Source organism: Nocardioides sp. Z35_8, assembly GCF_059621125.1.
Map to the genome: position 1 here is coordinate 557,636 of NZ_JCAQIE010000002.1, position 10,814 is coordinate 568,449.

Annotated in this window: 14 protein-coding genes; 6 read left to right on the plus strand and 8 right to left on the minus strand. The window is 72.1% G+C overall.

Annotated features, from left to right (window positions below; all coding sequences use genetic code 11):
- The first annotated feature begins 94 nt into the window (after positions 1-94).
- Positions 95-343, plus strand: coding sequence for a hypothetical protein (locus AC54T2_RS14410; protein ID WP_186340513.1), 249 nt, complete (start codon positions 95-97; stop codon positions 341-343).
- A 4-nt stretch (positions 344-347) separates the two neighbouring features.
- Here the strand turns inward: AC54T2_RS14410 and AC54T2_RS14415 are convergent, their stop codons facing one another.
- Complete coding sequence (locus AC54T2_RS14415) at positions 348-1,217, minus strand: MerR family transcriptional regulator (protein WP_186340512.1); 870 nt, start codon at positions 1,215-1,217, stop codon at positions 348-350.
- 140 nt (positions 1,218-1,357) lie between these two features.
- Between AC54T2_RS14415 and AC54T2_RS14420 the strand changes: the two genes are divergently transcribed.
- Positions 1,358-2,086, plus strand: coding sequence for a spermidine synthase (locus AC54T2_RS14420; protein ID WP_496666522.1), 729 nt, complete (start codon positions 1,358-1,360; stop codon positions 2,084-2,086).
- Positions 2,087-2,112: 26 nt separating this feature from the next.
- Here the strand turns inward: AC54T2_RS14420 and AC54T2_RS14425 are convergent, their stop codons facing one another.
- The 3 genes from AC54T2_RS14425 to AC54T2_RS14435 form a co-directional block, all read right to left on the minus strand.
- Positions 2,113-4,038, minus strand: a complete 1,926-nt coding sequence (locus AC54T2_RS14425) for a penicillin-binding transpeptidase domain-containing protein (protein ID WP_496666523.1) — start codon at positions 4,036-4,038, stop codon at positions 2,113-2,115.
- Positions 4,039-4,127: 89 nt separating this feature from the next.
- Positions 4,128-4,670 (minus strand): SRPBCC family protein, encoded by a 543-nt coding sequence (locus AC54T2_RS14430; RefSeq protein WP_496666524.1) that lies wholly within the window; start codon positions 4,668-4,670, stop codon positions 4,128-4,130.
- Positions 4,667-5,053 carry an ArsR/SmtB family transcription factor gene (locus tag AC54T2_RS14435; protein ID WP_186340508.1) on the minus strand — a complete coding sequence of 129 codons (387 nt, stop codon included), beginning with the start codon at positions 5,051-5,053 and terminating at the stop codon, positions 4,667-4,669. Before AC54T2_RS14435 ends, AC54T2_RS14430 begins: the two co-directional genes overlap by 4 nt.
- Positions 5,054-5,146: 93 nt before the next feature.
- Here AC54T2_RS14435 and AC54T2_RS14440 point away from each other — a divergent pair, with 93 nt between their 5' ends.
- Both AC54T2_RS14440 and AC54T2_RS14445 read left to right on the plus strand, forming a co-directional pair.
- Entirely contained in the window at positions 5,147-6,538 is a 1,392-nt protein-coding gene (locus tag AC54T2_RS14440) for a class II fumarate hydratase (RefSeq protein WP_496666525.1), read from the plus strand.
- A gap of 20 nt (positions 6,539-6,558) precedes the next feature.
- Positions 6,559-7,149 (plus strand): GNAT family N-acetyltransferase, encoded by a 591-nt coding sequence (locus AC54T2_RS14445; protein WP_496666526.1) that lies wholly within the window; start codon positions 6,559-6,561, stop codon positions 7,147-7,149.
- Positions 7,150-7,156: 7 nt separating this feature from the next.
- On the opposite strand, the gene AC54T2_RS14450 is transcribed toward AC54T2_RS14445, so the two are convergent.
- From AC54T2_RS14450 to AC54T2_RS14460, 3 genes are all read right to left on the minus strand, one after another.
- Positions 7,157-7,303, minus strand: a complete 147-nt coding sequence (locus tag AC54T2_RS14450) for a hypothetical protein (RefSeq protein WP_496666527.1) — start codon at positions 7,301-7,303, stop codon at positions 7,157-7,159.
- A gap of 315 nt (positions 7,304-7,618) precedes the next feature.
- Positions 7,619-7,990, minus strand: coding sequence for a hypothetical protein (locus AC54T2_RS14455; protein WP_496666528.1), 372 nt, complete (start codon positions 7,988-7,990; stop codon positions 7,619-7,621).
- Positions 7,987-8,367: a DoxX family protein gene (locus AC54T2_RS14460; RefSeq protein ID WP_186340504.1), complete on the minus strand. Its 381-nt coding sequence runs from the start codon at positions 8,365-8,367 to the stop codon at positions 7,987-7,989. The genes AC54T2_RS14455 and AC54T2_RS14460 overlap by 4 nt, the downstream gene beginning before the upstream one ends.
- Before the next feature lie 191 nt (positions 8,368-8,558).
- On the opposite strand from AC54T2_RS14460, the gene sigJ reads away from it, so the two are divergent.
- Positions 8,559-9,497 (plus strand): RNA polymerase sigma factor SigJ, encoded by a 939-nt coding sequence (gene sigJ / locus AC54T2_RS14465; RefSeq protein ID WP_496666529.1) that lies wholly within the window; start codon positions 8,559-8,561, stop codon positions 9,495-9,497.
- 53 nt (positions 9,498-9,550) lie between these two features.
- Here the strand turns inward: sigJ and AC54T2_RS14470 are convergent, their stop codons facing one another.
- Entirely contained in the window at positions 9,551-9,985 is a 435-nt protein-coding gene (locus tag AC54T2_RS14470; RefSeq protein WP_496666530.1) for an immunity protein CdiI family protein, read from the minus strand.
- A 187-nt stretch (positions 9,986-10,172) separates the two neighbouring features.
- On the opposite strand from AC54T2_RS14470, the gene AC54T2_RS14475 reads away from it, so the two are divergent.
- Positions 10,173-10,532 carry a hypothetical protein gene (locus tag AC54T2_RS14475; RefSeq protein WP_496666531.1) on the plus strand — a complete coding sequence of 120 codons (360 nt, stop codon included), beginning with the start codon at positions 10,173-10,175 and terminating at the stop codon, positions 10,530-10,532.
- Positions 10,533-10,814: the final 282 nt, after the last annotated feature.

Genomic DNA, 10,814 nt, shown 5'->3' on the forward strand with positions numbered 1-10,814 from the left:
TTTGGACAAACTGTGGACAAGGTTCTAGCCTCGGCATCACCACCAACAGTGGACAAACTGTGGACAAGCCGCAGGGGTGCCCCAGGAGGACCCGATGACGACGATGGCGATCACTGCACGGCCCTCCCCCCGGCCCGGCCTGCGTCGCCGCGACCGCACCGGCCGGCGCCTGCGCGTCATCGGGGTCACGGTCCTTGCCGCGGCGGCCCTCGGCTCCGTCCTCAGCGCCTCGCCGGCGGCGACCGACGCCCCGGCGACCGACACCGCGTGCCGGATGGACATCGTGGGCAGCTACTGGTTCAGCAGCGGGTGCGCGGACGAGTCGGGGCGCACGGCGCGCTGACGCGTCAGCTCACCGCGCCGAGGCGGGTGGCGAGCGCCGCCGCGGCCGCGCCGGCGGCGTGGCCCAGGTGCTCGCCGCCCGCGACCCGGTCCTGGAAGGCGCCGCCGAGCAGCACGTCGGTGAGGGGCGCGAGGGCGCGGACCGCCTCGCGGACGGCCGGGAGGTCCTCGAGCGTCGGCGCCGCCAGCACGGCCGCCGCGGGCCGGACGAGGCTGACGGCGCTCACCCACGCCTCGAGCGGGAGGTCGGCGCCGAGGTAGGTCACCGCGACGCCGCGCGAGCGGAGCACCGTGGCGAACGCGAGGACGCCGATCTCGTGGCGCGACCCGCGCGCGAGGCCGACGACGACGCGCGGGCCACCGCTGGGCGCGGGGGCCACCGACTGGAAGGCGAGCGCGAGGCGGCGGTGCACGGCACCGGTCACGAAGTGCTCCCCCGCGACCGAGACGAAGCCGCGCTGCCACGCCTTGCCGAGGTGGACCAGCGACGGCAGCAGCCAGTCGTCGACCACCGACACCACGTCGTTGTCACCGAAGCTCTCCTCGAGCAGGCGCTCGAGCCGGGGCTCGTCGAAGTCCTGGGCGCAGCCGAGGAGCGTCTCGAAGCGCTCCTCGTACGGCGGCTCCTGCGGTCGTACGACCTCCGCCTCGGCCGCGCTCGCGCTCTCCACCACGTGGCGGGCGGCCTCCTGCGCGCTCCACCCGGCGTCGACGAGGCTGCGCATGACGCTGAGCCGACGCACCGCCTCGTCGTCGTAGAGGCGGTAGTTGCTCGGCGATCGCAGGGGCACGACCACCCCGTAGCGCTGCTCCCACTTGCGGAGGGTGCCGGTCGACACCCCCGTCAGCTCTGCGGTGCGCCCCACGGTGTACACGGAGCCACCGTAGACGCGGACCGGGCGGCCGGGCGTCATTTCACCCAGCGTCTCGCCGCAGCGACCTTCCGGGGCCCTGCCTCCAGGGCCGACCGGCAGCCCACTTCCATCGGCGCGCGCACGGTTGGCAGGATGGCGCCATGGCCGGCCCCCTCAGTCCCGAGAGCACGAGCACCGGGATCCCCGAGAGCCCCGAGAGCCCCGAGAGCCCCGAGATCGCCCGGGCGGAGTCGGCCCGCGGTGAGGTCGTGCTGCGGCGGCGCAGCTCCGGCGCCGGGGCCGACGTCATCGAGCTGCGGGTCAACGGCGTCTTCGTGATGGACACGCTGGAGACGACCAGCGAGATCGAGCTCGCCGCCCAGGCCCTCGACCTCGTCGAGCAGCCGGCCTCGGTGCTGGTGGGCGGGCTCGGGCTGGGCTTCACGCTCCAGCGGGTGCTCGCCGACACGCGGGTCGAGCGCGCGGTGGTGGTGGAGATCGAGGAGTCGCTGATCCGGTGGATGCGCGACGGGACGGTGCCGCACGGGCCCGCGCTGCTCGCCGACACCCGCGCGACCGTGGTCAACGCCGACATCGCGATGGCGATCGCCGAGGCCCGCTCGACCTACGACCTGGTGCTGCTCGACGTCGACAACGGGCCCGGCTACCTCGTGCACGAGCGCAACGAGGCGGTCTACGAGGAGGAGTTCCTCCAGCGGTGTCGCGCCGTGCTGTCGCCCGGAGGCGTGCTGGTCGTGTGGTCGGCGAGCGCTGCCCCCGAGCTGCTCGCCGCGCTGCGCACGGTGTTCGGCGCCGCCGAGGAGCAGGCCCACGACGTGCTGCTCCAGGACCGGCCCGAGGAGTACTTCCTCTACCTCGCGCGCCGCTGAGCCGGCGCGCCGCGCGGCGGGCAGGCTCAGCGCAGGAACGCCTCGAGCAGCGGACCCGCGGTCTGGGAGCCGGAGACGCCGGTCTCGACGAACACCGCGACGGCGAGGTCGCCGCGGGTCGCGATCATCCACGCGTGCGTCGGCAGCTCGCCCGACGCGTCCGGCTCGCCGTGCTCGGCCGTGCCGGTCTTGGCACCCACCCGGCCCGGCACGTCCTGGAGGAAGCGCCCCGACCCGGTGGTCACCACGCTGCGCATCAGTCCGCGCAGGGCCCCCGCCTCGCCGCCGGTGAGCGGCCGCTCGGGGGCGACCTGGTCGACCTCGTGGTCGGGCAGCAGGACCGGCAGCACCGCCCGTCCGGCCTGCACCGACGCGGCGACGGTGGCCATGGCGAAGGGACTGGCCAGGACCGTCCCCTGGCCGATCATGTCGGCGGCGGCCCCGGTCTCGGTCTCGGGCGGCGGCACCTGGCCGAAGTAGACCGGGAAACCGAGGTCGTGGTCGGCGCCGAGGCCGAGCGCTCCGGCCGCAGCCGCCAGCTCACCCTCGGCCACCCGGTCGGCGTTGCCGATCAGCGCGGTGTTGCACGAGTGGGCGATCGCCTGGGTGAGGGTGATGTCGCCCAGCGCGGCGGCCGGGTAGTCGTCGTAGTTGGTGAACGAGCGGCCGTCGACGACGGTCGAGGCCGGGCACGAGACCACGTCGCCCACACCCATCCCGCTGCGCAGCAGGGCGAGCGCGGTGACCACCTTGAAGGTGGAGCCGGGCGCGTACTGCCCCGTCATGGCCAGGTCGGCGCCGCCCGCCCCGGCCCCGTTGGCGCTCGCGAGCACCGCGCCGTCCGAGGGACGGATCGCGACGAGCGCCGTCGCCGGGGCCTGGTCGCCGAGGTCGCCGAGGACGTCCTCCGCCTTCTGTTGCAGCGCGGGGTCGAGGGTGGTCGCGAGGTCGGCCCCGTCGGTGGGCGCGACCTCGACGAGGGTGCGCAGCCGGTCGTCGGCGTCGCGGGCCACGACGGCCGTGCCGGGGACGCCCCGCAGCTGCTCGTCGTAGCGGGCCTGGAGCCCGGACAGGCCGACCTCGTCGCCGGCGGCGATGCGGCCGCCGGACTCCTCGACGAGCTCGGCGGTGGCCGGACCGACCCGCCCCAGCAGGGCCGCGGCGAACTCGCGGGTCGGGGCGAGCGGCAGCGTGTCGCGCACGGCGAGCGCACCGCGGATGTCGGCGAAGGCGGGCAGCACGTCGAGGGCGTCGTCCTCGCGCAGCACCACCGCCTCGACGAAGGCCTCCGGCCCCATCGCCTCCGCCCGCTCGACGAACGAGGCCGCGTCGACGTCGAGCACGCGGGCGATCCGGCGCGCACTGCGAGCGACCTGCGGTCCGCTGACCTTGGTCTTGTCGAGCCCGTAGCGCAGGACCGGTCGCTCGGTGACCAGCACCTGACCCTCGGCGCCGGTGATGTCGCCCCGGCTCGGCGGCAGGGTCCGCAACCCGAGGGTGTCGCCGTCGGCGAGGTCGGGGGCGAGCGCCCCCGGCGACCAGTCGACCACCCACCCGCTCCCCTCGCGTACGAGCGTGGCGGTGGTGTCGTACTCCCACGACTCGGCGTCGGTGAGCTCCCACCGCCACGCCAGGGTGGCGGTGGCGGTGGCGGTGACGCGGTCCTCGCCGGAGGCGGCGTCGCCCTCGACCTGCTCGTCCTGCTCGACGGCGGCGACCCGCACCGCGACGGGCACCTCGTCGAGCGGGGCCACCAGCTCGGCGAACGTCGCCCGGTCGGCCTCGTCGGTCAGCGGCACCTCCCCCAGCGAGTGTGCGGCGAGGGCGGCGGCGAGGTCGGCGGCCACGCCCTCCGGGGGATCGGCCTCGTCGCCGCCGAGCACGGAGCAGGCCGAGGCGGCGACGAGCACGACGGCCGTCGCGCAGACGGACCCGAGGCGCAGTGGACGCATCGGACCATGCTGGCGAGCCGGGGCGCCGGAGCCAAGCCGCAACGCCGGGTCGGGCGGGACCAAGCCCGCTCAAGCGGGGTCAGGCACGCTCAGGTGAAGAGCCGCCGGTAGTGCGAGGACCCGCCGACGTAGGCCTCCCACTCGACGGCGCCCACCGGGTCGCCGGACAGCGCGGCCCCCAGCCGGTCGAGGTAGTACTCCCAGCCCGGGCCCACGCTCGCGGCCATGTCGACGCGCGGCCCTCCGGGATCCAGCACCTGGACGAACCGGAGGGACGTGACGCCGTCGGCCTCCGTCAGCTCGAGCTCGAGCTCCCAGTGGGCCGTGTCCCCCGAGCCGTCCTCGCTGAAGGGCTGCGGGTCCCGGCCCCGTGCCACGAAGCGGCTCGGCGGCTCGCACACCAGCACGTCCCACTCCTCGCCCGCGACGTCGTCGCCCTCCGCGGTCATCCAGAACGTCACCGGACCGGCAGCCGGGTCGCCGCGCCACGTCCCGATCCACCGCTCCATGCGGGTCGGGTCGGTGCAGGCCGCCCACACGTCGTCGACGGGGGCCCGGAACTCCCGCTCGATCACGAGCAGGGTGCTCCCGTCGCGCTCCTCGCGCCGGCCGGTCATCACGGTGCTGCTCATGCGGTGTCCTCCTGCTGTGGGGTGGATGTGCCGGTCGCGGCATCGCCCGCCCGGCGGTCGCGTCCGGCGCGGCGGACCTCGAGGTCGAGCCCGTCGAACGCCGACTGGGCGAACCGCGGCGGCGGCGCGCCGGTGGGGTCGAGCGCCGCCAGCCACTCGGTGACGGCGGCCAGCCCGTCGGGCCGGAGGCGGTAGTGCCGCTCGCGCCCCCGGTCCTCGGCCTCCACCAGGCCCGCCTCGCCGAGCACCCGGAGGTGGCGGCTGATGGCCGGCCGGCTGACGTCGCGGCCGGCAGCCAGGTCGACCACCCGCGACGGCCCGTGCGACAACCGGGCCACGAGGTCGCGGCGCAGGGGGTCGGCGAGGGCGACGAACGGGTCCATGCCTCTATTGGTAACTGCTGCGTTACCCATTCGTCAAGGACCCCCCACCCCTCGCCCGTCGCGAGAACCCGGCGAACTGGGTACGGTCGGGCCGTGAGCGAGACACGCACCGAGCACGACTCCATGGGCGAGGTCGAAGTGCCTCGCGACGCCCTGTGGCGGGCCCAGACGCAGCGCGCGATCGAGAACTTCCCGATCAGCGGCCTGACGCTCCAGCCCCGGCACGTGCAGGCGCTGGCCCACGTGAAGGCCGCCGCCGCCACGGCCAACGCCGCGCTCAGCGTCGTACGCCCCGAGCAGGCAGAGGCCATCGTCGCGGCCGCCGACGCCATCGTCGTCGGCACGCACGACGCCGAGTTCCCCATCGACGTCTTCCAGACCGGGTCGGGCACCAGCTCCAACATGAACGCCAACGAGGTGATCGCGACCCTGGCCTCCCGCGCGGGCGTCGACGTGCACCCCAACGACCACGTCAACGCCTCGCAGAGCAGCAACGACACGTTCCCGACCAGCATCCACGTCGCGGCGACCCTCGCCGTCGTCGACGACCTGCTCCCCGCGCTCGACCGGCTGGCGACGTCGTTCGAGGGCAAGGCCGAGGAGTTCGCCGACGCGGTGAAGTCCGGGCGCACCCACCTGATGGACGCCACGCCCGTCACCCTCGGGCAGGAGATGGGGGCCTACGCCGCCACCCTGCGCCTGGGCGTCGAGCGCCTCGAGGCGGTGCTCCCCCGGGTGCGCGAGCTACCGCTCGGCGGCACCGCCGTCGGCACCGGCATCAATACCCCCGCCGCCTTCGCCGAGCGCGCGATCGCCGCGCTCAGCGACCGGACCGGGCAGGAGTTCACCGAGGCGCGCGACCACTTCGAGGCGCAGGGCACGCGCGACTCGCTGGTCGAGCTGTCCGGCGTGCTGCGCACCGTCGCCGTGGGCCTGACCAAGATCTGCAACGACCTGCGCTGGATGTCGTCCGGCCCCACCACGGGCCTCGCGGAGATCCGCCTCCCCGACCTCCAACCCGGGTCGAGCATCATGCCGGGCAAGGTCAACCCGGTGCTGCCCGAGGCGACGCTGATGGTCTGCGCGCGGGTCGTCGGCAACGACGCGACCATCGCCTGGGCCGGGGCGTCGGGCAGCTTCGAGCTCAACGTGATGATGCCCGTCATGGCGCACGCGCTGCTCGAGTCGATCCACGTGCTGTCCACCTCGACGGTCCTGCTCGCCGAGCGGTGCGTCGACGGCATCACCGCCGACACCGAGCGGATGCGGCGCTACGCCGAGTCGTCACCCTCGGTGGTGACCCCACTCAACGCCCACCTCGGCTACGAGCAGGCGGCCAAGGTCGCCAAGAAGGCGCTCGCCGACGGGGCGACCATCCGGGAGACGGTCATCGCGATGGGCTACATCGAGCGCGGCGACCTGACCGAGGAGCAGCTCGATGCCGCCCTCGACGTCGAGTCGATGACCGGACGCCGATCGTCCTGATCTCGTCCTACCGTCACCGGATGAGCGACGACACGACGTACGAGGTCCGTCCCCTCACGCCGGAGACCTGGCCCGCCTTCGAGGCGCTGGTCGAGCGGCACAACGGCATCTTCGGCGGCTGCTGGTGCATCTGGTTCCATCCCGACGGCCCCGAGCGCGGCCAGGGGGCCGAGGCCAATCGCGCGCTCAAGAGGGTCTACGTCGAACGGGGCGAGGCGCACGCCGCGCTGGTCCTCGACGGCGACGAGGCGATCGCGTGGGCGGAGTACGGCACGCCGCTCGAGCTGCCCAGCCTCCACCACCGCAAGCAGTACGACGCCGAGAAGACCACCGATCCCGACTGGCGCATCACCTGCGTCTTCGTCGACCGCCGCCACCGCCGGCTCGGCGTCAGCGAGGTCGCGATCCGCGGTGCGCTGGACCTCATCGCCGAGGCGGGCGGCGGGGTCGTGGAGGCGTACCCCCACGACCTGACCGAGCAGACGAAGAAGATGTCGTCGTCGTTCCTCTACAACGGCACCCGGCGGCTCTACGAACGGCTCGGGTTCACCTACGACCGGCCCAAGGGACTCAAGAACTGCGTGATGTCGACCGTGGTGCGCCCCGCCTGACGCGTGCTCAGGGGTGTCCGGCCTCGCCCCCGACGGTCTCCTCGAGCACCGTGGCGAGGTCGTGGGGCGGCTGCTCGCGCAGCCGCAGCGCCAGCAGCGCCGCCGCCCAGACCAGCACGGCGGAGACCACGAGGCCGGTGTGCAGGCCGCTCATGAACGCCTCGGCCGCCTGCGGCAGGCCGGGGATCGGGACTCCGGCCGACGCGGCCTCCTCCGTGCCGGCGGGCGCGGCGGTGCCGTGCAGCGAGGTACACCTTGCCGGCCACGACGGCCGACAGCACGGCGGTGCCCAGTGCGCCTCCGAGCTGGATGCAGGTGGTCTGCACGCCGCCAACGGCAGCGGCTGTGGCCTTGGTCGCACGAGCGACGGGCCTGTGGCCGCGGGCAGGCGGTGCGGATCAGGCGGTGCGGCGGCGAGGCTGCGCACACAAGCCGAGCCCACGGCGTTCTGTCGCCACCAGGACGACTCTCAGGGACCCGGGCTCGTCGGTTGGTCATTGCCCCGCAGCAGGAGCGCCCCGCTGATCGCAGCTGTGACTACCCCGATCAGCTGCACGATCTGGCCCAAGGCCACATCGGCACCGTTGCGGCCGAGCAGATTGTCGAAACCTTCGCCATTGATGCCGCTGAACACGAAGCCCACGACAACGAACAATCCGAGGAACCCGCCGACCCCGTCCGACCAACGCCTGCGGACGCCTGCGACCAGGCCGGCACCAACCAGCAAGATGACCAGGCCGGGTGGCACAGCCACCGGGAACTCCACTCCGGCAGCCCACAAGATTGCGATGCCGGCTGCGCCGATCACGAGTCCAGCAACGAGGACCGCGCGGTTCTTCATGACGCGAAGGACTCCGGGCCGAACCGACCCGCCGCAACCAACGCGGCGAGCATGAGGAACCCCAGATTGACGAGGACAGCCTTGCTCTCCCCTCGGCGCAGGTGGACAACAGCGGCACCGATCATGAGCAGAACCAGGCCGACTGCAGCCAGGGGCACCAGGACGGGCACCAGGCCGACGGCGGCGGGGAGGATCAGGCCTGCAGCAGCCATGATCTCCAGGACCCCGATCGCGCGGACCGCACCGTCACTGAAGTCTTCGGCGAACGTGAGCCCGGACGCAATCAGCTCTTCTCGCGACCGGGTCAGCTTCTGCGCCCCGCTGGCGAGGAAGACGAGGGCGAGGCCACCCGTCAGGATCCACAGCGCGATATTCATCCACATCTCCTCGTTCAAGGCGGCCCGACGGCCACGTGCCAGCGCGGACTCAGCCCCACTGCTCGGCGTCGTGCCCCCTCCTGCAACACCCGACGAGGCAGCCTCGACAGTTGTGAGGTGAGGCCGGCTCACGAACGCCACCACTATTTCGTCGGAGACTTGAGTGCGACGAACAGCAACAAGGAGTGGCGATGACTGAGCGACCCGACGACCCGGAGGCCAGGGGTCTGCCAGGAGACTCCGACCTGGCCGACATCACCAGTGAACGGCGGCAGCTGCTTCGCTTGGCCTACCGACTCCTTGGGTCCACCGCTGACGCCGAGGACGTCCTGCAGGAAACCTACGTGCGCTGGTACTCGCTGGCCCCCTCTGCCAGAGAGGCTGTCAAGTCCCCGGGGGCTTGGCTGACGACCGTGGCCAGTCGCATCTGCCTCGACATGCTCGGTTCGGCACGCGCACGGCGAGAGCGGTACATCGGGGAATGGCTGCCGGACCCGCTGCCTGGACACACCAAGGCCCTCTACGGACCCTCCACCACAGCGCTAGACCCTGCCGAGCGCGTGAGCCTGGATGAGTCGGTCCACATGGCTCTCCTGGTGGTCCTCGACTCGTTGACGCCGGCCGAGCGGGTCTCGTTCGTCTTGCACGACGTCTACCGCTACCCCTTTGCCGAGGTCGCCGAGATCGTGGGCCGCACACCCGAGGCCTGTCGCCAGCTGGCGACCTCGGCACGACGGCGCATTGGCGTGGCCCGGACCCCACCTGCTCCGACCCGGGAGCAGTCCGCCGTCATCCGCGCCTTCAAGGACGCCTGGGAGTCACACGACATCCAAGCCCTGATAGGGCTTCTGGACCCGAAAGCCACCGCGGTCGCCGACGGCGGAGGTCGCGCTACAGCCGAGCTGCGCCCAGTCACAGGCGCCGAGAAGATCGCCCAAACCCTGGTCGAGGTCGCCGCAGCGTCCCCTCACCTCACTCTCAGCGAGCAGACGGTCAACGGGCAGCCAGGACTGGTTGGTCTCGAGGCCGGGGTTGCGTCCACGGTGGTCGCTTTCGACATCGCTGACGGCGCGATCCTCTCGCTCTGGGTAATGCGCAACCCCGACAAGCTCAGGCTGTGGCGCAACTGATACCCGCCGTCGCTACGCATGCGCACGCCCTGGGTAGCGCTCGGCGGCCGCTGTTACCAGGCGCGGTACTTGATCGTGTACCGGGAGCCGACTTCCTGCTGTAGTCGTTGCGCCAGTGCCTGGGCGCGCAGGTCTAGGGCCTCGTACGCTTCCTCTGTCCTGAGACTGGGGGTTGCATCCAGACCAAGCATGTCGTCGCCCCACCTCGTGAGGTCTTCGATCAGCGAGTCACTCAGTCCAAGCACTTCCCGCAGCCACTGAGGTTCGTCGGGCAGGGCTCCCCCCTCATCCCACAGCGGGACCCGTATGCCGTAATCCCACATCATGCTGATCACGTCACCGACGACCGCAATGTCCAGACCGTGTGAGTCCTCGCCAGCAGGTTTGGCTTTGTCCATCCCCGGTGGAGTCTCCGCAGCAAAGTACGCGCCATCCGGGTAGCCCCCGAGGTACTTCGGACGAGAGGCATCATCGTCGCTGCTGTGCACTGACCCATCTCACCACGGCATGGCTTCCGGATCTCGGCAAGAGCGGACGCTCGGGTCGGGCAGATCCGGGCAGGTGTAGCCGCCCTCAACGCGGCAGATCCGGAAACTGCGCACGCAGCCTCAGCCCCGTCGGTCGCTACTCTCATCCCACTGCTGCAACAAGCCTGACAGGTCTGCGGGGAATCTCATGAGTGAACTGACAACTACGGCGACTGCTTCCGCAACAGTGGACGACAGTGCCCGGTTCCGCGCCTTCACGGCCCTCGGACTGGCCCTGGCCGCGCTCTTGGGTGGCGGCGTGGTCGCGAACGGGCTCCAGTGGCTGGTCCTCGACCGGTTCTCAGCCAACCCTGGAGACCCGGCGTACCTGTTGGCCATCGCAGGCGTGCCGGTGGCGATGAGCCTGGCTGCCCTGTGGTTGGCGTACAACGCCACTTCGTCGACCGACTCCCTCGCGAGGCCGCTCGCACGCTCCAGCCAGGTGCTCTCGGCCCTCGCCATCCTCGGTGCCGCCATGCTGACGATCGCGGATCTGATGCAGCGCTGAGACCGAGCGGTGGCCTGTCGCTGTCAGTCCGAACGTCAGGGGGCGCGGCCGGTCCGACCCACCACCCCTGCGCCAGTGCGGCGACCTGCCAGGACTTTCGGCTCGGTGTGACGTTGACCATCTGGGACCGGTCGATCAGGCGACGGCGGCGACCGGGACGGTGTTGGGGCCTGGCCCGGAGTCGATGATCTGTTTGAGCAGATTGAGGCCGGGACGGTCCACGGATCGGTTGTTGGCGTTGAGGATGACGACCGCGGCGTGGTGTTCAGGAGCGATGGCCAG